The sequence below is a fragment of the Actinomyces sp. genome, assembly GCF_030530635.1.
Classification (GTDB): Bacteria; Actinomycetota; Actinomycetes; order Actinomycetales; family Actinomycetaceae; genus Actinomyces.
The window spans coordinates 17606-40183 of the sequence record NZ_JAUMUL010000029.1; the positions used below are offsets into that span (position 1 = coordinate 17606).

A 22578-nucleotide genomic window follows, 5' to 3' on the forward strand; every position below is an offset into this window, starting at 1 on the left:
CGGGGGTTCCGGTGGGGTTACACTAATATCCGGGGCCCTGGGGGGGGGGGGGGGGGGGGCCGGGCCCCCCCCCCCCCCCCCCCGGCCGGCGATCCCCTCCTGAGCCGCAGGCATAGCCCAATCCATCCCAACCACCCGCCAAGGTAAGGAGCACGCCGTGACCGTTACCGCCTCGGAACTGACTCTCCTGGAGGCCGCCGCCCTGCTCTCGGGGGCATCCGAATGGGACTCCCGCTCCCTGCCTCAGCGGGGCATCCCATCCTTCGTCCTGTCCGATGGGCCGCACGGGGTACGGCGGCAGCTCGGCAGCGGCGACCACCTCGGCATTGCCGCCTCTGAACCCGCCACCTGCTTTCCGACGGCGGCCACCGTCGCCAACTCCTGGGATCCGAGCCTGGCCGAGCGGATGGGTCAGGCGCTGGGCCAAGAGGCGCTCGCCCTGGGCGTCGACGTGCTGCTGGGGCCGGGGATGAACATCAAGCGCTCCCCGCTGTGCGGACGCAACTTCGAGTACTACTCCGAGGACCCCATCCTCACCGGCCGCATGGCCGCCGGTCTGGTTCGCGGTATCCAGTCCCAGGGGGTGGCCGCCACCCCGAAGCATTTCGCTGTCAACGGTCAGGAACTGCGCCGCATGGCTTCCGACTCGGTGGTCGATGAGGCCACCATGCGCGAGATCTACCTGACCGCATTCGAGATCGTCGTGCGCGAGGCCTACCCGCGCGCACTGATGAGTTCCTACAACCGGGTCAACGGCATCTATGCCAACGAGCACCCGCACCTGCTCACCGAGATCCTGCGACAGGAGTGGGGCTTCACGGGACTGGTGGTATCCGACTGGGGAGGTTCCAACGACGCCGCCGCGGCCGCGGCGGCCGGATCCTCCCTGGAGATGCCCGCACCGGGGCTGCACTCCGCCAGGGAAGTGGTTGCCGCCGTCGAGGAGGGGCGCATCAGTCGGGACGCCGTCTATGCGCGTGCCGGAGAGGTAATTGCCATGGCGGCGTCCGCCCCCTCGGCCAAGGACCCCCGGGCGGGCCGTCCCAGTTTCGACGTCGACGCCCACCATCGCCTGGCGCGGCGAGTCGCCGAGGAGTCCATCGTGCTGCTGCGCAACCAGGACGCCATCCTGCCGCTGGCCGCCGGTACGCGCGTGGCCGTCGTCGGCGATATGGCCTCCACTCCCCGCTACCAGGGTTCGGGTTCCTCCCAGATCAACCCGACCCGGTTGGAGACAACTCTGAAGGAGATCGCCGGCACCGGTCTGGAACTGGTCGGCTATGCCCAGGGCTATGACCGGCAGGGTCGGCCCGACGAGCCCCTGCTGGAGGAGGCGGTGGCCCTGGCCGGGCGGGCCGAGGTGGTGCTGGCCTATATTGGGCTGGACGAGCTGTCCGAATCCGAAGGACTGGACCGCTCCCACATGCGCCTGCCACAGGTGCAGACGCGGCTGCTTGAAGCCTTGGCCGGCGCCAACCCCAACGTGGTTGCCGTGGTTTCCGCCGGATCCGCGGTGGAAACGGAGTGGGAGGCGCACACCCGGGCAGTGGTCCACACCAGCCTGTCAGGGCAGGCCGGTGCCAGTGCCACGCTGCGAGTGCTTACCGGCGAGGTGAATCCATCGGGGCGTCTGGCCGAGACGTACCCGGTGCGCTATGAGGACAATCCCACCTCCGCCTGGTTCCCGGCCACCGGGGAACTCGCCCTGTACCGGGACGGCCCCTACGTCGGCTACCGCTACTACAACAGCACCGGTACGCCGGTTGCCCACCCCTTCGGCTTCGGTCTGTCCTACTCCAGCTTCGATTACGCCGACCTGGCCGTGGATGAGGGCGGTGCGCACCTGACGATCACCAACAACTCCGCGGTCGACGGCACCGAGGTGGTGCAGTTGTATGTGACCGCCCCCGAAGGCGTGTGGGGGCCGGCCCGGGAACTGAAGGGATTCGCGAAGGTGCCTGTGGCGGCGGGGGAGACCGCAGCGGTGACGATCCCCTTCGACGACTACACCTTCCGCCGTTACTCGGCGGCCGAGGACCGCTGGGTGCGCCCGGCCGGCACCTGGGTGGTTCGGGTGGGCCGTAACGTCGAGGATCTGCCGCTTACTGCGCAGTGGGAGGTGGACGGCGATCCGGTTGTGCCCGGAGATCCGGCCCTGGGCCACTACCTCGATGGTGCTGTCGCCGAGGTCGCCGACGCCGAGTTCGCGGCACTGCTGGGACGGCCGGTTCCGCAGCCGGATTCCTCCGCAAGGATCGGTCGCAACAGTCCGATCTCCGACCTGGCTCACGGCCGTAGCCGTATCGGACGTACGGCGGTGAAGGTGCTGGAGCGGCGCAAGGCCAAGGCCGACGCCTCCGGAAAGCCTGATTTGAACATACTGTTCATGCTCAACATGCCTCTGCGCGCCATGGGCAAGATGACCGGAGGCATGGTTTCCGAGGAGATGGTCGGTGGCATCGTCGACTTCTGCAACGGCCGCGCGCTGAGAGGACTGCGCACCATTGTGGCCGGATTCTTCCGCAATCGTCGCCAGGACAAGGTCACCCGGAGGCGGCTGGACTCCACCCGCTGATTGCGGAGTCGGCCATCCCGACCGGTAACCACGTTCCACCCATCCACTTCCTACCGCTAAGAGAGAGACTGAGGCCACACATGAAACCAATCACCGCCTGGTGGCGCGGCTTCCAGGAGCGGCATGAGACCGCCTCCCAGTTCATCGTCTTCTTCATCCTGTCCAATGGCGTCACTGTGCTTCAGCTCATCCTGATGCCGCTTTTCCGGTGGCTGTTCGGGTTCACCTCCCTGCAGGGCGCCACCTTCCAGTTCCTGCCGGTAGGCTCCTCCGGCGGCAGCCCCGTGTACCTGTTCGACTATGTAGCCGGACCCATCCAGGCAGATGGCTCCGGTGGCGGCCTGGCCTATTTTCTGGCGGTGGAGATAACCCTGTTGATCGCCCAGGTCATCAATTTCTTCGCCCAGCGCAACATCACCTTCAAATCGAATTCTTCTATTTGGAAGGCGGCCTTCTGGTATGCGCTGGCCTATGTGGTCATCACCATTGTCGCCGCGGCCCTGCAAGTGCTGTACAAGGAGCCCATCTACTCCTGGTGCAAGAGCACGCTCGGAGCGTCCAGCGGTGAGACCGTGGCAGATGTGCTCACCATGATCATCAACGCCGCCATCTCCTTCTGGGTCTTCTTCCCGATCTTCAAGATCATCTTCAAGCGCGTGCCCGAGGATGCGGATGTGCCTCCGGAGGCCGTCGAGGAGGTCCAGACATCAGGGGCGCGCTGAGCCGGGCCGGGTCCGGTAGTGTCGGGCACGTAAACCACCAGGAGCGCCTCGGGCGCGGGTCGGGCCCCTGCCCGGCACTGCGGCACGCCGGCTGACTCCGCTTAGTAAGGAGATCCGCACGGTGCCCGTCAATCCAGTCATGACAGTCGTGGTCCCTGCCTATAACGCCGAGGACTGCCTGGGTCGTTGCCTGGCCAGTCTTGTGGCCGCCGACGACGGAGGCGGCCACTTGGAGATCATTGTCGTTGACGATGGCGCGACGGATGGAACCGGACGCGTCGCCGATGCCTACGCAAAGGCGCATACCGCGGTCCAGGTCATCCACCAGGCCAACAAGGGTCATGGCGGCGCAATCAACACCGGGGTGGCTGCGGCACGGGGTACCTGGTTGAAGGTGTGTGACGCCGATGACGCCATTGATCCCGGGGCGCTGCGCGCCCTGCTCGCGGCGATGCGTTCGTGGCGTCGGGATAACACCGAGCCCGATCTGGTCGTCACCAACTTCGTCTACGTGCGTGAGGGCACACCAGCATGGTACCGCCTGAGCCATGGGCCCGCCCGATCGGGGCGCCGCGGAATCAGGCCCGGTCGGCACGCCGTCCGCTTCCGCGGGCTGCTACCGAGTGGCAGGATCGGCGGGTGGGCGGATGTGGGCCGCTTCCGACCCGACCAGTACCTCATGATGCATGCCCTCGCCTACCGCCGGGAGGTGCTGGTCAGATCCGGGATGCGTCTGCCCGAGCACTGCTTCTACGTGGACAACCTGTTCGCCTTCGAGCCGCTGCGGCATGTGCGTGCCCTGACTTACCTGGACCTGGACCTGTACTACTACACGGTGGGCCGGGCCGGGCAGTCCGTTGCCGACGAAGTGATCGTGGCGCGTCTGGATCAGCATGATCGAGTCAATGCGCTCATGCTGGAGGCCATGCCTCATGAGGGAGAGGTGCCGCCGGCACTGCTGCGCTACCTGGTGCACATCTACACCATCAGCGCGGTGGTCATCACCACCATGGCATTGCGCTCGGGTATGCCCCGCAATCTGGCCATCAAGGAGCAGCTGTGGGAGCGCCTTGACAGCACGCGTCCGGATGTTGCCAGGCGTGTGCACGCATCCGCCTTGGGGCGGTTGGTGACGCTGCCGGGGCGCCCCGGTAACTGGGTGCCCGTCGCCGGCTACCAGGTGGCCCGAAGGGTTCTTGCCCTGAACTGACTCCACCAAGGGCACCCGGCCATGGCGCCGACGTCGCCTGGGCTGACATGAAGGCGGGCTGTATTCACCTCGACCTACCTCGGCGCGTCACCGATGCCGGAAACGGCAGCAGTACGCGCAGAATGAAGGTTCCCTGCGCACTGTCTCCAGCGGTCACCTGTCCGCCGTAAGCCTCGGCGGCCGCCCGGATGGCACTGAGGCCGAAGCCGTGGATGGCGGAGTCCTTCTTAGTGGTCAGCAGGGTTCGACCGTCAGCCGCGACCACTGGCGTGTCGGCCACGGGATTCTCCAGTTCCATCAGTACGAAGTCCCGACGTGCGCGGACGTCGAAACGGATCCACCGGCCCTCCTCGTCGGCGATGCGGGATACCGCTTCCAGGGCATTGTCCAGGGCGGAACCGACCAACGCGGCCAGGTCCGCGGTGGACATGAAGCTCGGGGCGACGCCGTCGACGATTGCGTTCAGGGTGACACCGGCCTCGGCGCAGGCCTGTTCCCGGTCAGTGAGAATGACGTCGAGCACGGGGTTGCCGGTGCGTACGAATACGTCGTAGGGGCGTACAGACTCCTCCAAGTCGCCGAGCCGGTCCAACCTGGCTGCGGGGTCCTCCTCCGCGCGAATGGCCGCGACTAGGTGCCGCAGATCGTGGTACTTGCGGTTGACGATGTCGATGGCCCGCTTGGAGGTCCGGTATTGCTCGTACTGTGAGCGCAACAGGGCCTCCGAGGTCGCCAGCTCGCAGTTCGCCCGGTTCTGCAGGTCGATCTCCCGTTGGGCGTACAGAATGATGAAGCCGCACAGGTCCACGAGCGTGCGGATGTAGAACACCTCCGCCCCCAGCCTGCCGGAGAAGGGCGTGGCCGTGCTCAGGAAGCTGAGGTTCGACATGGCGAAGGTGATGGCGGCGATAGCCGCCGAACCGGCCACCGTCGCCACGGTCGGCATCACTTCGGTGCGGAACCGGGGACGCTCCAGTAAGTAGAGCGCCGTAAGCGCCACGCCGTCCACGGCGATAACGAATACGACCGATGCGGCCGTGGGGGCGGCGGATGCGGCCGTGTCGAGACCGCCGAGGAAGAACACCTCCAACTGCCATTCCAGGGAGGCCACCAACTCGGCTACGACGAAGGCCCGCACCACCAGGTAGGTGGAACGTCGTAGGGATCCGCTCAGCGCCAAATGCAGGACCATCCACATGGCGGCAACCGCGCCCAGCATGCCGACCAGCCACAAGGAGATCGGCAGGTGGGCAACCGTGAGCTGGAACCAGCACAGGACCGGCAGGGCCACCGCCATGATTGCTACGCCCCGGCGCCGGGAGTCCTGCGGACGCCAGGTCGCCAGCACGTACAGTAGGCAGGCGCCCCACTCGGATAGGGCGGTCCACAGCCGCGGAATATCTGGCAGTGCCTCCTGAATCACGGCAGCGTTCCGGAGACGTGCTCGGTCAGCGCCCGCATGAAGTCCTTCTTGCGGGGGCGTGAGATACGCAGGGACTGGCCGGTGGACATGACACTGTCCTGATCGCGCACCGCCACCACGTGGCGCAGGTTGACGATGTAGCAGGAGTTCGACCGGAAGAACCCGTGCGGCGCCAACTGCGGCTCCATCTGTTTGAGCGACCCGCTAAGGGTGAATTCGCCGTCGACCAGATGCACGTCAAGGCGATGACCGGAGGATTCCAGGTAGACGATGTCCCGTAGGGGGACGCGCCGCATCCCGGATCCGTCCTTGAGCATGATGTCGGTGCCGTAGCGCCGTCCCAGCAGACGCCAGGCGCGGCTGAGTTCGTGCTCGAAGGCGGCGTAGGGAAAGGGCTTGAGCAGGTAGCCGAGGGCGGAGACCTCGTAGCCGTTGATCGCGTACTGGTGGGCGGCGGTAATGAAGATGATGACCACATCGGGGTCCGTTCGCCGCACTGTCCGGGCGGTGGCGAGCCCGTCTGTGCCCTCCATGCGGATATCCAGCAGCAGCACGTCATAGACGGGCCGGAAGTCCGCCAGGAGCCCGTCGCCGTCGTCGAAGACCGATACCTCCAGCTTCAGGCCGTGCTCTCGGGCGAAGCGCTCGAGGTAATCCGAAAGAACGAGGCGGTGGCGGGCGTCATCCTCGACGACGCCGATACGGATCACGGGGGAGGGGATATCGTTCACTTCACTCATCATTGGCGGCTGAATCTGCTCCGGCTTATCGCGACTGTCACCGCCGGGAGACTCCGGGATCCGTGGGCGTTGAGCACCCGTATGGACATCGCAGGTGACGGTCGCAGTCATGTTACTGTACCGGCGCCGTGGCCGTTGGCCGTGACTACGGGACGAGCCATGCGCCCTTGGACGAACGGGTCGGGTGCGGCGTCGAGCGAGGACGAAGGGCTGACGGATGCGGGCTGATCTGGTGGTAGTCGGAGCGGGGCTGTTCGGGGCCACGGTCGCTCAGCGTGCAGCCGAGGAACTCGGTTTGCGTGTGGCGGTGCTTGATCGCCGCAACCACCCGGGCGGCAATGTCTACTCCCAGCATGACCCGGAAACCGGCATTGAGGTGCACCGCTACGGCTCACACATCTTCCACACCTCCAATGAGCAGGTGTGGGCGTACGCCAACCGGTTCACGGACTTCAACGACTACCGACACCATGTCTACGCCCACCACTCGGGACAGATCTACCCGCTGCCCATCAACCTGGGCACCATCAACCAGTTCTTTCGTTCCGCGTTCGGGCCGGAGGCCGCGCGGGCGCTGATCGCCGAGCAGGCCGCGGAGATCAACGGGCGGCCCACCAACCTGGAGGAGCAGGCCATCAGCCTGATCGGCCGCCCCCTGTACGAGGCCTTCATCCGCGGCTACACCGCCAAGCAGTGGCAGACCGATCCCACCGAGCTGGATGCCTCCATCATCACCCGGCTTCCGGTGCGCCTGAACTACAACAACCGCTACTTCTCCGACCGCTATGAGGGTATCCCCACCGGCGGATACGGCCCGTGGATTGAACGAATGCTGGATGACCCGCGCATTGAGCTGCATCTGGGGGAGGACTTCCTCGGCGACGGCGCACTCAGCCGTGGGGCGTGCATCGGTCGGATACCGGTGGTCTACACCGGCCCGGTTGACCGCTTCTTCGACGACCGCTTCGGCTCCTTGACCTGGCGCACCCTCGATTTCGAGACCAGCATCCTGCCCACCGGGGATCATCAGGGCACCGCCGTCGTAAACTACCCCGACGCGGAGGTTCCCTACACGCGGGTGCATGAATTCCGCCACTACCACCCCGAGCGCACCTACCCCGACGACGCCACGGTGATTATGTGGGAGTACTCGCGCATGGCCGGCCCCGACGATGAGCCCTACTACCCGGTGGGCACGCCCCACGACCGCGAACTGCTGGCACGCTACCAGCGGCTGGTCGCAGAACTGGAGGCGCAGCAGGTCGCCTTCGGGGGGCGGCTGGGATCCTACCGATACCTGGACATGGACCGCACCATAGCCGCCGCCCTTGACTGCTTCGAGCAGAAGGTACGGCCGTGGTTCCGTCAGTGAGAGACCAGGAGGTGGGTCGTTCCACGGTGGATGACGCACAAGTCGCGGGTTCGCGGGTGATCTCGCGGGCGCCCAGCGTGGAGGCTGCGCTTGGGGCACTGCACCGGTGCACAACCTCTCACAGCGAGATGACCGAGCGGATCGGAGCTCTTACGCGCGCCACCGCTGACGCGTGCGACGGCGTGACCCAGGTGCGGCGCAAGGTGCTGGCCTGCCAGGACTTCGCTGCTGAGCACCCCTACCTGACGCTGGGCGCTGACGGCTCGGTCTCGGTGTCCCTGGCCTAGGCGGCTGGCAGCGGTGCAGAGAAGGCCACCGGAACAGTGGGCACAAGGATATTGAGACGCAGGGCAAGACGGAGCTCGGCGATCCGGTGCCCGGGGAGCACGCCGATATGCCGGGAGTGACTCCCTGGGTCTATCCGGGGATACCGACAAGGAGGGGTCCGGGCAGTACGGGAGTCGGCTCCCAGGTCCAATAGATCATCTTGCCCACGAGGCGGCCACAATCGGTGCGGCCGCCAAGGCGTCGGACTGGCCGGACGCGTCAAGAAACCTGCTGCACTACCTGGGGAACAGCGGCGACCCGCAGGAAATGGATGTCGCCCGCATGCCGGAAGATGTTGACGGACTGTCTGCGGAAACGCATGAACGTGTTGAGGAGATGAATAAAGAGGCACTCAAGGATGCCCAGGCCTCGGGCGTTACCGGGCCGGTGACCTACCCCTTCACCACCGAGTGGGACGGGTACTACATCGAGCCGCAGGAGGATCAGAACTGGTTCTATGCCACGGGCGGCTGTAACTACGCGACGGAGGGTACCGTCACGGTCTACCCGCCCACGGCTGACAACCCGGAGTGGACTTACTCCTATGACTACCGCGTCCACGTGGCGGACCGGTATAACTGGGATGGCGATAAGTCAACGCGGGTCGGTCCCTTTGATGTTAAGGATAGCCAGCTGCAGGAACTGCACCGGGCTGGTTTGGCTCAGGAGTATGACATGTCGGGTGAGTCTTCGGTGTTGCATGGGAGTGGGTCGTGAGTTGGGGTGACGTGTGGTGAGGCGTCCGGTTTTGGCCGGTGAGGAGGTGACCGGTCGGCAGGTGCTTGTTGTTGTTGCCGTGTTTGTGGGTATTGGGGTGTTCTGGGTGCTGTTCACTGTGAGGTATTTGGCTCTTTCGAGTGTGCAGGTTGAGAGGTCGGAGGCTAGGGCGTCTGCGTCGGCGAGTGCTGCTGGGGTTCAGGTGGGGGTTCCGTGTCCGGCGGATGTGGAGCATCTGGATGAGATCCTCACGATCGGGCAGGACAATAGTCTTCCGGAGGGCGCTGAGGTGGTCTCGGTGAGGCCCGCGGTGAACTTCGCGGCGGCCTACCCGGGCGGCTGGGGGTATGTCATCGAGTTCACCGCTAGCGACCAGGCCGTCCGCGAGTACACGGAGACTTATACCGCGGTGTCTGGCGATCTTATTGAAAAACATTCAGAGGCGACACCTGTGTCAAATACTGATGGGTTGGAGGATATTGACCTGCAAAATGTGTCGAATCCGATGAGTACTCGCCTCCACGATGCCGTGCTGGTTCTTGAGCGTCCCCTGGGCCGGGGGTGGTTGGTGATCCGCGGGGGCGGTATGTGACAGGGGCGCCGTCGGGCATCACACCTCCGCCGGTACGGCAACCCGCCGGACTCGTGGGACACTAGAGGCCGTTTCCGCCGGCCGGTACCTCCGACCGGGCACACTTGACCTCAGGAAGAGCCAGGAACCGATTCACGTGCCACCGATCCCCACGCCCGAGGAGGCCGCAACCGTTGCGCCCGCGTCCACCGAGCAGGCCCAGATCCGCAACTTCTCGATCATCGCGCACATCGACCACGGCAAATCCACCCTGGCGGACCGCATGCTCCAGGCGACCGGCGTCGTCGCCCCGCGCGACATGCGCGCCCAGTACCTGGACCGCATGGACATCGAGCGTGAACGCGGCATCACCATCAAGTCCCAGGCCGTACGCATGCCCTGGACAGTGGCGGGCGAGGATGGCGTCACGCGCGCCTACGCCCTGAACATGATCGACACCCCCGGGCACGTCGACTTCTCCTATGAGGTCAACCGGTCCCTGGCGGCCTGTGAGGGCGCTGTCCTGCTGGTGGACGCGGCCCAGGGCATCCAGGCACAGACCCTGGCCAACCTGTACATGGCCATTGAGGGAGACCTGACGATCATCCCGGTGCTCAACAAGATCGACCTGCCGGCCGCGGAGCCGGAACGGCACGCCGCGGAGATCGCCTCCCTGATCGGTTGTGAGCCCGAGGAGGTGCTGCGCGTGTCCGGCAAGACCGGTGCGGGCGTGCCCGAGCTGCTCGACCGTATCGTGCAGGACGTCCCGGCGCCGGCAGGGGTAGCCGACGGCGCCGCCCGCGCCATGATTTTCGACTCCGTCTACGACGTCTACCGGGGCGTGGTCACCTATGTGCGCGTCGTCGACGGCGCCCTCAAGCCGCGTGAGCGCATCAAGATGGTCTCCACCGGCGCCGTTCACGACCTGCTGGAGATCGGCGTAATCAGCCCCGAGCCGGCCCCCACTCAGGGACTGCGCGCCGGAGAAGTCGGCTACCTCATCACCGGCGTGAAGGACGTGCGCCAATCGAAGGTCGGTGACACCGTCACCTCCGCCGTCGCCCCCGCAGATGAGCCCCTGGCCGGATACCAGGACCCCAAGCCCATGGTGTTCTCCGGGCTGTTCCCCGTGGACGGCTCCGACTTCCCAGCCCTGCGTGACGCCCTGGACAAGCTCAAGCTCAACGACGCCGCACTCACCTACGAGCCGGAGACCTCCGTGGCGCTGGGCTTCGGCTTCCGCTGCGGCTACCTCGGCCTGCTGCACCTGGAGATCATCCGCGAGCGCCTGGAGCGCGAGTTCAACCTCGACATCATCTCCACCGCACCGTCGGTGGTCTACGAGGTCACCATGGAGGACCGTAGCGTGCACACGGTCACCAACCCCAGTGAGTTCCCCGAGGGCAAGGTCCGCGATGTCCAGGAACCGGTGGTGCGTGCCACCATCCTGACTCCCAGCGAGTTCATTGGCGCGGTCATGGAGCTGTGCCAGTCCCGCCGCGGCAGCATGGACGGCATGGACTACCTGTCCGAGACCCGGGTGGAGATGCGCTATCGGTTGCCTCTGGCGGAGATCGTCTTCGACTTCTTCGACGCCCTGAAGTCACGCACCCGCGGATACGCCTCCCTGGACTACGAGCCGGACGGTACCCAGAGCGCCGACCTGACAAAGGTGGACATTCTCCTCAACGGGGAGAGGGTCGACGCCTTCAGCGCCATCGTCCACAAGGACTCCGCCTACTCCTACGGGCAGAAGATGACCCGTCGGCTCAAGGACCTGATTCCCCGCCAGCAGTTCGAGGTACCGGTGCAGGCCGCCGTCGGCAGCCGCATCATTGCCCGCGAGACCATCCGCGCCCTGCGCAAGGACATGCTCGCCAAGTGCTATGGCGGTGACATCACGCGTAAGCGCAAACTGTTGGAGAAGCAGAAGGAGGGCAAGAAGCGCATGAAGGCCGTCGGCCGCGTGGAGGTCCCCCAAGAGGCCTTCATCGCCGTTCTCGGCGCCGACCAGCCCACCGGGAAGTGATACGGGCGGCAAACCGACGGCCTATCGCATCGGGCGCAGTAGGGTGGATGGCGTCGACGCGTGTGGCGCCGTCGGCCTTGGCGGAGGGAGCGGAAGCATGAGCGAGTCGGACAGCCGGACAGACGCGGAGCTGATCGACGGCGTACCGGTCACCTACGGCACGGTCCAGGCCGCCCTGACCGACGACGGCTCCGGCCTGGAACTGACCGCCACGCTCGCGCGACGTCTAGAACTGCCCTACGCCGGGGCGGACGGCCGCCACGCTGATGAGCCCTCGCCCTTCCATGACGGCGACCTGGTGGGCACCGTGGGCGCGGTGTGTGCCTTGGCGCGGATTCGCCCCGACGCTGGGGAGGCGGGCCTGTCCGCCATTCACAAGACGCCGCTGAAAGGGGAGGCGGCCGTCAACCGGCTCGGCGTCGTCGGCGACCAGCAGGGGGACCACGCCCACCACGGGGGTCGTGAGAAGGCCCTGTACGTCTTAGACGCCGCCGAGCAGCGGCACTGGTCGGCCGTGCTCGGCGGTATCGAGCCCGGAGCGCTGGGGGAGAACCTGACGATCGAACCCGGCCTGCTCGGCGGTATTGACGACGTCGAGATCGGTGCCGTCCTGTCGGTGGGTGATCCGCGCGGGGAAGGGCTGCGAGTGCGTGTCACCGGTGTGCGCAACCCCTGCCCGACTTTCGCCCGCGGTGTGGGTCGCGGCGACTGGGTGGAGGTCTTCTCTACCCGCAACCGGGTGGGTGTCTATCTGGAAGTGCTCAAGGAGGGGACTGTGCGCGTCGGTGATCAGGTGCGCGTACTCAACTCGCCCGGGCACCGGGTCACCTGCACCCGCTGGTTCGCCCACCACGACCCGCGCGACGCCCAAGCGCTGCTCAACTCCGAGATATTCGGCAACTGTGTGATCGCCTCTTTCACCAAGAAGTACGTGCAGGCGGCAGCCCACGAGCCGGTCGGCTGATCCGGCCGCGCTGCGGCGCTCTTGCCGGAGCGAACCGGCGAGCCAGTTCTATACGCCCCTTCGATACAACCAGGAGGAACCGAAGCCGTGCCGCAGCAGCACCCTCCCCGCTCGCACGCCATTCGCTCCCGAGTGCGCTCCTACTCGCGGGCGGGCGGGCGCCTGACCGACGCTCAGGCCCGCGCCCTGGACCGTTACGGCTCCCGCTATGTGATTGACGTGCCCCGCGCCGACGCCATTCGGACTGTCGCCCGCTCCTTCCGTCTGGAGCCGGCCTCCGCCTTCGGACACGTTGGCCAGATGCGGCCGCTCATCGTGGAGGTGGGCTCCGGTTCGGGGGAGGCGATCCTCGCCCATGCCGCAGCCCACCCGGGGGTGGACCACTTGGCCGTCGAGGCCTGGCAGACGGCGATCGCCAAACTTGTGGCCGGTGCGGCCAAGGCGGGCCTGCGCAACCTACGGGTGGTTCCCGCTGATGCCGCCCAACTGCTCGCTACGGCCCTGCCTGTGGGCTGCGCCAGCGAGGTGTGGGTGTTCTTCCCCGATCCGTGGCGCAAGCCCCGGCATCGTAAGCGGCGCCTTGTCAACGCCGCCTTCGCCGACTCGGTGGCACGGGTGCTGCGGCCCGGCGGGGTGTGGCGACTGGCCACCGACTGGGCGGACTACGCCTGGCAGATGCGGGACGTGCTGGAGGAGGTGTCCGCCCTGCCCGAGGGCCTGGAGGCCGACTCCACCGGCCCCTACTTCCGCTACCCCGACGCCGGGGCGCGTCCTGACCTCGGCGCGGACACCGCGGAGGAGGGAAGCCTCGGCAACGGCTTCGACCCCGGGTCACCTGCGGGCATTCGTGGCGGCTGGTCCCAACGCTATGAGGGGCGGGTGCTGACCCGATTCGAAGACAAGGGCATCCGTGCCGGTCGCACCATCCGCGACCTGACCGTGGTGCGTACCGGGGAGATCTGGGTGCCACCCAGGCCCGAGGCGGTGCCTCTTTGAGTCCCCGCCAGCCCGACGGGGCGCCCCTGCCCGGAGTTGGGGAGCTGCCCGAGCAGGTGTGCGTCGCGACGTCGTCGGGCACGGAGCGCCCCTTCTCGGTGTACCTGCACGTGCCGTACTGCCGGGTGCGCTGCGGATACTGCGATTTCAACACCTACACCAACCTGTCCATGGGGGGTGGGGCCTCCCTGGGTGACTACGTGGACACTCTCGTAGGCGAGCTGCGCCTGGCCCGCGCGGCCATGGACCGTGCCGGCCTGCCGCGACGAGCGGCGCGGACCGTGTTCGTGGGCGGGGGCACGCCCACCATGCTGCCCGCCGGGGACCTGGCCCGCATGCTGCAGGAAGTGCGGGAGACCTGGGGACTGGTCGAGGAGGCCGAGGTGACGACGGAGGCCAACCCGGAGACCGTCGATGAGCGCTACCTGGCGGCCCTGGCGCAGGCCGGCTTCACCCGGGTGTCATTCGGCATGCAGTCGGCGGTGCCCCAGGTGCTGCGCACCCTGGACCGCACCCACACCCCCGAGCGGGTGCCGCAGGTGGTGGCTTGGGCGCAGCGAGCCGGTTTGGAGACCAGCCTGGACCTCATTTACGGCGCGCCGGGGGAGTCCATGGAGGACTGGCGCCGCTCCCTTCAGGCGGCGGTCGAGATCGGCCCGGGCCATCTGAGCGCCTACGCCCTGGTGATCGAGAAGGGCACTCGCATGTGGGCCCAGGTGCGCCGTGGTGAATTGCCCCTGCCCACGGACGATGACGAGGCCGCCAAGTATGAACTCGCCGACGCCCTGCTGGCCGGAGCCGGCTACCGGTGGTACGAGATATCCAACTGGGCGCGGCCCGGGCATGAGTGCGCGCACAACCAGGCCTACTGGCGCGACTGGGACTGGTGGGGTGCCGGTCCGGGGGCGCACAGCCATTTGGGGGACGTGCGTCTGTGGAACGCCAAGCATCCGGTGGCCTGGGCCGGGCAGGTGGCCTCCGGGCGCCTGCCCGTGGCCGGGCACGAGATCATTGATGCCGATTCCCGGGAGCTGGAGCGGGTCATGCTCGGTATCCGCACGCGTGAGGGCCTGGAACTGGCAGGCCTGGCGCGGCCGGGTGAGGAGACGACGGCGGAGGGCACCCCGAGGCGGCTCGTGGGTGCGATTGGTGAGTTCGTGGCTCAAGGGCTGCTTGACGGTGTCGCTGCCGAGGCCGGCTGCGCCGTGCTGACCCGGCGCGGTCGGCTCATGGCCGATACGGTGACCCGCGGACTCGTCGAGTGATGAGTGAGCCGATGGACTGTGCGGAACCGGTGAGTTGGAATCCTTAGGACGTCATACCGTGGGTTTGACGATGACCCGTAATTGTGCCTAGGGCTGGAGATCAATGGTGTTGGAACAGGCCTCGATCACGGCGTCGTCATGGCTGGCCACGACGATCGTCTTGCCCTTAAGGCGCAGCTCCTGGAGCAGTTCCAGCACGGCGTCCCGATTGGCGTTGTCAAGTGAGCCTGTGGGCTCGTCGGCAAGAACGATGTCGCAGGGCTTGAGCATTAGCCGTGCGATAGCGACGCGCTGCTGTTCGCCTCCGGAAATGGTGTAGACCTTACGCGATTCAAATCCGGACAGGCCCACTGCCGCCAGTGCCTCGGAGATGAGTTCGCTCTTGGCGCGGCCGCTGGTGTCCACGTAGGTCAGAGCGACGCGCAGATTGCTCTCAACGGACCGGTGATCGATAAGCGCGTAGTTCTGGAACAGGTAGCCCAACTGGTAGCGGATGAAGAGATTGGCGGCGCGGGTGCGGGGGCGTGGTGAAGGCGAGCCCTTCAGGAGTACGTGTCCGTTGCTGGGTGCCTCCAATAGTCCGAGGATGTTGAGCAGCGTCGACTTGCCCGATCCGGACGGGCCCGTGACGGCGAACATCTCCCCGCTGCCGACGGTGAAAGAGACGCCGTCGAGGACCCGATGCTTGCCGTAGGCCTTGCCGACGTTGCGAACATCGACCGCCATAGTGGGCTCCGTACCGCTCGGCGCGGATTGTTTGTTCGTTACGGACGGCATCTCACAGCTCCTTCAATCGTCTCGTCAGGCTCATACGCTCGGTGACCAGCGCCGTGAAGGCCCCGATCCCGACTTCAACCGCGGCGGCGGCGCCGAAAATGGCCGCTGTCAATAAAAGTCCTTGAGCGCCGAGCGCGCCCAGGGTGTATTGCAAAGGTTGTAGGTAGTGTAGGTATGGAAGCGGAAATCCCAGAGATCTAAGTGCGCCCAGGGCGGCAGCGAGGGCGAGGGCTGTCAACCAGCTGCATATGAACATGCCGAACAGCCCGGAGTAGGTGCGTGCCAACGATGCGCCGTGCAATCTGTGAACGGCGATCACGCGGTACTGGGAGTTGAAAAATACGACGGTTGCGAAGACCCCTAGCAGAATTGCCAGCGCGAACAACGAACAGCCCATCGTCACCGTGGCCCAAAACAGGTCACGCTCGTCAAGAGTGAGTTCGAAGCGCTGTGCGTCGCTAGTGGTGACCAGGTACTTGAAGTTGTCATCAAGGTCGAGTTCCTGTAGCGTCGGAAGCAGATCGTTGTAGGTGGACTCCGGGTCTCCGCCGGTGTATACTTTGAGGGCGGTGTCGGGATCGCCGGTTATCGAGTTCAGCCTGTCGCCCACGAGGCTGTTGGCGGGGGTCATGATCTCTATGATGGGGTCTCGCGCGGTATTCCCCGATTCGGGAGATATCTTGGAGTTGAACGTGAATATGTCCTGCTCCGGTGCGGTCCAGATGATGGTGATGTCCTGTTCGTTCATATCGTCGGGCACGGGTAGGCCGTAGCGCGCATCGAAGTCAATGGCGCCTTCGATCTCAGGCGATCCGTTGCGAGAAACATAGTACGTTTGGCGAATGTGCTCCTCCTGATCTCTGAGAGTGGACGGGGCGGCCACAATCCAGGAGTTATCGGCGGGGTCGATCTCTAGTGGTTGTCCGTCTTCCGCATATACCGGGTAGCGGGCCAGATAGTTCAGGTTCACGCGCAGTGACCGCATCATGGGGTCATCTGGCAGCGGATAATTTGGTTCGTAGGAAGACGATTCGATGTATAACGCTCCGGCCTGGTTCAGCATGGGATACAAGTCGCGCGAGACTGTAAACTCGGTGTCGAGGCCTCCTGCGTCGATCTCCTGCTCGTCATCGCCTATGTAGTAGGGGAAAAATACGCCGTAATCGTTGGTGTCTCCCCAATCGGACAGGTGTTGGCGGGCGTCCCGCGAGGCGAGTATGGAGGCGGATGCCTGCAAGACGCTGATTGCCAGCATCACGGTGATGAGTGTTTTGATCAGTAATGACAGTACCAGGGGGAAAGGATGGGCTGACATGATCTCTTTGTGGTTGTGCTGAGTGTGATAGTCTGGTGTCGGTTCAGAGGCGCCCTTTTGTGAGGTCTGATACCTTGAACCTGCGTATAACCGCCATGCTGATACTGCAGGTGACCAGTAGAATGACGCCTGAGGCGAACGTGTGTCGCAGAAACAGGATGTGAATCAGGGTGCCGTTCATTTCGGGGACCGCCAGGGAGAGCACAATGGTGGCGGCGAAACCAGCGCCTACTGCCATCAGTGTCGGCCTACCGGTAGTGGCATACCAGATGCGGGTATTAGAGTAGCCGTGCAGTGACAGCGCTCCGAGTTGTCTGCCGGCCCGCGTTACTGTAGCGGGAAGCAATGTTGCGGCAATCAGCGTCAAAAGGTAGGGCGCGTACAAGAAGAATCTCGATGCGGTAGTCTGGGACTGACCGTTGGCGACCTCGGACGGGTCCAGCGGGTTCAAATCAGCTACAGTGTATTCTTGGCCGGTCAACTCCGTGAGTGTTTTGGCGATGTGTTGAAGAAACGCGTCTCGAGCGTCCCTCGTAGGAGCCTCAACTGTATATGTTCCCGCTGCCGGTAGTCTGGCATAGGAGGTCTCGAGGGGTTGGATGCTGAGTTCGTATCGCCGTGCCACAACGTTCGGCGTGCCGACCACTTGGCCGGTAGCCAACTCGACGGTGGTGACCGTCTGCCCCAGTTTGAGTCCGGCGGCGGAGGGCCATGTTCCCCGGCTTAAGTCAATGATGTCGAAGAGCAGAGTGTCCTGGGCTCCTAAGTAAATGTAGTAGTGGATATGTTCCCGTTCGGAGGATTCGACGGATACTCTTAATATATTAGTTCTGTACTCATCGGCGGCCGCTGTAAGTATTCTTTGTGCGTCCTCAGGCGCCGCGATTACGCCGGCGTCTGGCAAATCGAAACGTGTGCCGATCTGCTCGGCCGCGCGCAAGTGCCGTTGCTCCTGATTGCGTGCGTAGTCGACGATGGTTGACGTTGGCGCCAAGACCAAGATGACTGCCAGGAGTATGTATAGGGATGCTCTCATGATTTCGGTCAAATGCTGCGGCGCGGGAGGTCCTCGACGCTTGACATGAGTCGGCCCGGCGGTCGTGACGCGTTCATCCGCCGTCCGGGCCGACTTCGTCGGCGACATGTCTGTCAGTGTGTGTTCCAGTATACGTAGCAGGTCAGCCTGGTGTTCTTGGAGGTGACTGACGCCAGTGCTCTGTGTCCGGCGGCCGCAGTGCTTTTCCTGGTCGTGTTCCCCATTTTGGCGGTTGCGCTGTGCCTCTTGGTGCGGTGGTTGTACTCGGACCAGCAGTACTTCTTGCCGGAGTCAACGAAGGAGTTGTAGTTCCACGTTCCGCCTCCGACGAAGCGGCTCGTGGCGGCTACCAGAGTGATCAGGTCGGAGTCGGCACCGCCTTCAGGTATGGCCCTGCCGCCGCCTTCGGTCACGGCAATTGCGGTTGCGCTGCTGCTGGGATGAGGCGCTGCCTCGGCGGTTGCGGTCATGCCGAATGCCAGGACGGCGCTCAGCGTTCCGACGGTGAGGGACAGTCGTATTGGTGTGTGCATGGTTGGTCCTTCAGGAGGAGCGCGCCGCGTCAGCGCATCACCGTGGTGCGGACAGTCGCGGCGCCCAGGGCGGGTATGGTGCTCTTATGGTAAGTGCGCCGAAGGTGGCTGTCACCACCGGCGTGTCTCCTGCATCTCACCAAGAGAGTCTGAAAACCGCAGAGCCAGAGGATCTCGGCTGGCTCGGCCCAGCACCCCTACACCCACAGGGCGCAACCACCCACTACATCTGCGAACACGAAGAGCACCATGGGTTGCTGGAGGCGGCGGCGCGGTATGGTCGGAGCGCCGCTTGGGAACCGGACAGCAGCGTGCTTCCGGTCACCTTGCGCCCGAGACGCGCTGATGTCTCACGATACGGAACAACTATCGTCATAGGGTGAGGCAAGCGTCGCCGCTTCATTGATGAGCGACCTGCACACCAACCCAAGCTGAGGAGGCTCACGTGGAGTTGCAGTGGTGGTCCGTACTGCCATTCGTAGTCATGCTCGCGTCGATCGCGGTGCTTCCGCTGGTCCCGGCGACATCTCATTGGTGGGAGAAGAACTCCAGCCAGCTGACAGTGGCTCTGGTGCTGGGCCTGCCGGTCGCGATCTGGATGTGGTTAGCCCTGGGCTGGGAGCCGGTCTTCGCCTCCGTCGTGGAGTACATCCAGTTCATCTCACTGCTGCTGGCCCTGTTCGTAGTCTCCGGTGGCATCTTCCTCAAGGGCGACATCCAGGCCACACCGCGCAACAACACCATCTTCCTGGCGATCGGCGCCCTGCTGGCGAGCTTCGTCGGTACCACCGGGGCCGCCATGCTGCTGATTCGCCCGCTGCTGAACACCAACCGTGAGCGCGAATACCGGGTCCACACCGTACTGTTCACCATCTTCATGGTCGCCAACTGCGGCGGTCTGCTGACTCCGCTCGGTGACCCGCCGCTGTTCCTCGGCTTCCTGCGGGGAGTACCGTTCACCTGGACGTTCAGCCTCGTCCTCGAGTGGCTGTTCGTCAACGCGATGCTGCTGGCCAGCTACTTCGCCCTCGACACCTGGTACTACTCCCAGGAGCCCGCCGCCGACATCCTCGCCGACAAGACCGAGATCGAGCCCCTGGGACTGCGCGGCGCCTCCAATCTGGTCTGGTTCGTGGTCATCATCGCCGCCGTGGCCTTCGCCCCCTCAATCGACGCCCATGCCATTGAGGAGGGCCACGCCACAGCAATGGACTGGATCCCGTGGCGGGAGATGATCATGCTGGCCGCCGCCGGAGCCTCCTACAAGCTCGGAGACAAGCGGGTCCGCTTCCAGGACAACCAGTTCGAATGGGCTCCGATCGCCGAGGTCGCCGCCCTGTTCATCGGCATCTTCCTGACCATGATCCCCGCCCTGCGCTACCTCGACGAGCATGCCGGGAGTCTGCCGCTCAACGAGATCACCTTCTTCATACTCACCGGAGGGCTGTCCTCCATGCTCGACAATGCGCCCACCTACGCCACCTTCTTTGAAGTGGCCGGTCAGGTGGCCCATCCGGGAGGCGCAACAGTCGCGGGTGTTCCCGAGTTGTACCTGCGGTCAATCTCGCTCGGAGCGGTACTGTGCGGCGCACTGACCTACATCGGGAACGGGCCGAACTTCATGGTCAAATCCGTCGCCGAGGCCCGCGACGTTCAGATGCCGTCCTTCGGTGGCTACATCGTCCGTGCCTACATGTACCTCGGGCCGATCCTGGCGGCCATGGTCCTGCTGTTCATCGCCGACGCCCTGTGGGCCAAGCTCAGCGGAGTCGCTCTGGTACTGCTGCTGCTCGCCAACAACGTCCGGCTGCTGCGTTCCGGCCGCCGCCTGGCTCTGGCAGACGCCTGACGACGACGCGGCTCAGGCCCGGCACGTGGGCCTGAGCCCGTCGAGGCCGACGCAAGTAATTTGTCAGGAGACGGCCCGCTCACTCACCCAGGCGATGAAGTTCTCCTCGCCGGAGCCGGTCAGTTCGGCCATGGTGTGTCCCTGGCCCCAGACGGTTGCGAAGTCAACCGCCTGGCCGGCTGCCTGCAGCGCCAGCGCCAGGTTCACCTCAACCGTGGATGCGGTATCGCCCTGAGTAATGCCGGTGCGGATGCGCCAGTTCGGTGCCACCGTCGACGTGCCGACGCCCGCATACGCACCTGACAAGAAGTACATCGGGTTGTACATGTGCTCGCGGGTGAGCACGTCCACGCCCTGCGCGTCGGTCTGCGCGAAGTCGGAGTCGTAGCTCTTAGCGGCGTAGTCGTCGGACCAGTCCGTCAGCGCGGCATAGGTGGCCTCGTTGGCGGCGATCACGTCGCGGGAGATCTCGGACAAGTGCATCACCGTTTCGCCGACGCCCAGGACCGTGTTCTCCGTCTGGCCGCGGTCGACGCCGTCGAGCGCACCCACATCCTTGGTCGCCGCCTTCTGACTGGTGATGAAGCCCTCCAGGCCGGTGATCGTGGCCGTGTTGGTGGAGGCGTCGTAGGAAACCCACTCCCCGTCCTCGTTCAAAGAGGCGATGTAGTCATCCACGGTCTGATAGGTGAGCGATTCGGAGCGCTCGGAGGAGCCCCCGGGCCCGCCGGTGGCATTGTCAGTACCGCCGCCGGCGCCGCCCGCGGCACCGCCATCCGGCGGGGCGCCGTCGGGCGCTCCGCCGCCACCGGGGGCACCGGAGGTATCGCCGGCAGAGCCGCCCGGGCCGCCCCCGGGCCCGCCGGAGCCGCCCTGACGCTCCATACCGGCCATTTCCGTGCTGCTGGGCGTGTACGGGAATTGGGTATTGGCCAGGAAGTCATTCAGGGACTGCTCGATCACACCAACCATGTGGTCGTAGTAAGAGCCGGCCAGGTACTGCCCATCCGTGGAGGCCGTCAGGGTCAGGGCATTGCCGTCTGCGTCAACCAGGCCCAGGCCGTTGAGGTAGTCCGCGTAGGCGGCGGCCAGATCCTGGGAATAGGCCCGCGTCCAACTGCCCTCCGCCCGCGTGCCGGTGGTGGCGAACTGGCCCATGTTCCACTCGTAAGCGGCGTTGGCGCCATCCAGGCTGGTGATCGGGCACCAGCACATGGCCCCCGCGATCGCGTCTGAGAGGGGCCGGCCGTCGGCATCGGTCGTGGCCGCGCCCAGAGCCTCCAGGTAGGGGGTGTACAGCTTGGAGTCACCGGAGGCCCCCATGACGGCGGACTGGGCGCCGCCCCCGGAGTGACCGAATACGTAGATCTGCTCCGAACTGCCGGGCAGGGCGGCGGCGTTGTAGCGCAGGTAGCGCACCGCCGCCTTCAAGTCCGTCACGCCCCAGGGCGCGTTGCCGGGGGCCGTGTCGGTGGTGGAGTCCTTGCCGCGCAGGCCCGCCTGCACATAGATGAAGCCGGCTTCCATGTAGGCCGCGATCGTGTCGTAAGCGTATTCGCCGGGAGGAGTCTGGGCGGAGTAGCCGGGCGTGTTGACGGGCAGCACCACCGGAGCGGTCGAAGCCGTCCAGGGGCCCACCCCGCCGTCGTCGGCGACCTCGGCGGTGAAGGTTCCGTCTCCGTTGTCGTTGGCGGTCAGGTAGGCCCCTGGCACGAAGATGCCGAGCTGCTCGTAACCGGCGTCCTGCGGGGAGGACACGTAGGACACACCCAGCTGGTAGTACACGTCGCCGTCGGCGTCATAGCTCCAGGCCGCCGGGTTGAGCGCCAGGTCGGTGCTGGTGGTGGAGGCGGCTGCGGAGCCCGAGGCATTGGTCGAGCTGCCGGAGTCGTTGGAGCAGGCGGCCAGGCCCACGACGCCGAGGAGTGTAGCCGTCGGCACCGCGCGCATGACGGTGCGTCGCGAGAGGATCATTATCGGATTCCTTCCAGTTGATGTCAGGGTGGCAGACAGGATGCAACCGGTGCCCTCTGAGCGTAACCCGGGGATAACGCTGTGAGTCGCTTGTGAGACTGCCAGGCTCGTGCGGAGACGGTCGTGACCAGCGGTAGGTGCAACTTCTACCGATCTGGGTATGTAACTTCTACCGATCTGGGT

General features: G+C 65.4%; 19 protein-coding genes. 12 read left to right on the forward strand and 7 right to left on the reverse strand.

Annotation, left to right across the window (positions count from 1 at the left end; translation table 11 throughout):
• Positions 1-157 precede the first annotated feature (157 nt).
• The 3 genes from Q4A20_RS08190 (at position 158) to Q4A20_RS08200 (ending at position 4507) form a co-directional block, all read left to right on the forward strand.
• A complete protein-coding gene (locus Q4A20_RS08190) occupies positions 158-2575 on the forward strand; it encodes a glycoside hydrolase family 3 C-terminal domain-containing protein (protein ID WP_303122218.1) in 2418 nt (805 codons plus the stop codon).
• A gap of 80 nt (positions 2576-2655) precedes the next feature.
• Positions 2656-3297, forward strand: coding sequence for a hypothetical protein (locus Q4A20_RS08195; RefSeq protein WP_303122220.1), 642 nt, complete (start codon positions 2656-2658; stop codon positions 3295-3297).
• Positions 3298-3418: 121 nt separating this feature from the next.
• A complete protein-coding gene (locus Q4A20_RS08200) occupies positions 3419-4507 on the forward strand; it encodes a glycosyltransferase family 2 protein (protein WP_303122221.1) in 1089 nt (362 codons plus the stop codon).
• A gap of 64 nt (positions 4508-4571) precedes the next feature.
• Here the strand turns inward: Q4A20_RS08200 and Q4A20_RS08205 are convergent, their stop codons facing one another.
• Together Q4A20_RS08205 and Q4A20_RS08210 are read right to left on the reverse strand one after the other, a co-directional pair.
• On the reverse strand, positions 4572-5930 hold the full coding sequence (locus tag Q4A20_RS08205; protein ID WP_303122222.1) for a GHKL domain-containing protein: 1359 nt from the start codon (positions 5928-5930) through the stop codon (positions 4572-4574).
• Positions 5927-6661, reverse strand: coding sequence for a LytTR family DNA-binding domain-containing protein (locus Q4A20_RS08210; protein ID WP_303122223.1), 735 nt, complete (start codon positions 6659-6661; stop codon positions 5927-5929). Before Q4A20_RS08210 ends, Q4A20_RS08205 begins: the two co-directional genes overlap by 4 nt.
• Positions 6662-6887: 226 nt before the next feature.
• Here Q4A20_RS08210 and glf point away from each other — a divergent pair, with 226 nt between their 5' ends.
• The 8 genes from glf to hemW all read left to right on the forward strand — a co-directional run bounded on the left by glf (position 6888) and on the right by hemW (position 14911).
• The gene (gene glf, locus Q4A20_RS08215; protein WP_303122224.1) at positions 6888-8042 is read left to right on the forward strand and encodes a UDP-galactopyranose mutase; all 1155 of its coding nucleotides are present in this window, start codon (positions 6888-6890) and stop codon (positions 8040-8042) included.
• Positions 8043-8170: 128 nt separating this feature from the next.
• A complete protein-coding gene (locus Q4A20_RS08220; RefSeq protein ID WP_303122226.1) occupies positions 8171-8329 on the forward strand; it encodes a hypothetical protein in 159 nt (52 codons plus the stop codon).
• A 307-nt stretch (positions 8330-8636) separates the two neighbouring features.
• Positions 8637-9086 (forward strand): hypothetical protein, encoded by a 450-nt coding sequence (locus tag Q4A20_RS08225; RefSeq protein ID WP_303122227.1) that lies wholly within the window; start codon positions 8637-8639, stop codon positions 9084-9086.
• 31 nt (positions 9087-9117) lie between these two features.
• Positions 9118-9678, forward strand: coding sequence for a hypothetical protein (locus tag Q4A20_RS08230; protein ID WP_303122228.1), 561 nt, complete (start codon positions 9118-9120; stop codon positions 9676-9678).
• A 136-nt stretch (positions 9679-9814) separates the two neighbouring features.
• Positions 9815-11686, forward strand: coding sequence for a translation elongation factor 4 (lepA, locus tag Q4A20_RS08235; RefSeq protein WP_303122229.1), 1872 nt, complete (start codon positions 9815-9817; stop codon positions 11684-11686).
• Positions 11687-11783: 97 nt separating this feature from the next.
• Positions 11784-12650, forward strand: coding sequence for an MOSC domain-containing protein (locus tag Q4A20_RS08240; RefSeq protein WP_303122230.1), 867 nt, complete (start codon positions 11784-11786; stop codon positions 12648-12650).
• 87 nt (positions 12651-12737) lie between these two features.
• Positions 12738-13646 carry a tRNA (guanosine(46)-N7)-methyltransferase TrmB gene (gene trmB / locus Q4A20_RS08245; protein ID WP_303122232.1) on the forward strand — a complete coding sequence of 303 codons (909 nt, stop codon included), beginning with the start codon at positions 12738-12740 and terminating at the stop codon, positions 13644-13646.
• On the forward strand, positions 13643-14911 hold the full coding sequence (hemW, locus tag Q4A20_RS08250; protein WP_303122233.1) for a radical SAM family heme chaperone HemW: 1269 nt from the start codon (positions 13643-13645) through the stop codon (positions 14909-14911). Before trmB ends, hemW begins: the two co-directional genes overlap by 4 nt.
• An 87-nt stretch (positions 14912-14998) precedes the next feature.
• Here hemW and Q4A20_RS08255 read toward each other — a convergent pair whose 3' ends face one another.
• The 4 genes from Q4A20_RS08255 to Q4A20_RS08270 all read right to left on the reverse strand — a co-directional run bounded on the left by Q4A20_RS08255 (position 14999) and on the right by Q4A20_RS08270 (position 18572).
• Entirely contained in the window at positions 14999-15688 is a 690-nt protein-coding gene (locus Q4A20_RS08255) for an ABC transporter ATP-binding protein (protein ID WP_303122234.1), read from the reverse strand.
• Position 15689: 1 nt separating this feature from the next.
• Positions 15690-17003 (reverse strand): hypothetical protein, encoded by a 1314-nt coding sequence (locus Q4A20_RS08260; RefSeq protein ID WP_303122235.1) that lies wholly within the window; start codon positions 17001-17003, stop codon positions 15690-15692.
• 43 nt (positions 17004-17046) lie between these two features.
• Positions 17047-18039: a hypothetical protein gene (locus tag Q4A20_RS08265; protein ID WP_303122236.1), complete on the reverse strand. Its 993-nt coding sequence runs from the start codon at positions 18037-18039 to the stop codon at positions 17047-17049.
• A 113-nt stretch (positions 18040-18152) separates the two neighbouring features.
• Complete coding sequence (locus Q4A20_RS08270) at positions 18153-18572, reverse strand: lactococcin 972 family bacteriocin (protein WP_303122237.1); 420 nt, start codon at positions 18570-18572, stop codon at positions 18153-18155.
• A 445-nt stretch (positions 18573-19017) separates the two neighbouring features.
• On the opposite strand from Q4A20_RS08270, the gene Q4A20_RS08275 reads away from it, so the two are divergent.
• Positions 19018-20421 carry a sodium:proton antiporter gene (locus Q4A20_RS08275; RefSeq protein ID WP_303122238.1) on the forward strand — a complete coding sequence of 468 codons (1404 nt, stop codon included), beginning with the start codon at positions 19018-19020 and terminating at the stop codon, positions 20419-20421.
• A gap of 63 nt (positions 20422-20484) precedes the next feature.
• Here Q4A20_RS08275 and Q4A20_RS08280 read toward each other — a convergent pair whose 3' ends face one another.
• Positions 20485-22395: a subtype A tannase gene (locus Q4A20_RS08280; protein WP_303122239.1), complete on the reverse strand. Its 1911-nt coding sequence runs from the start codon at positions 22393-22395 to the stop codon at positions 20485-20487.
• Positions 22396-22578 lie beyond the last annotated feature (183 nt).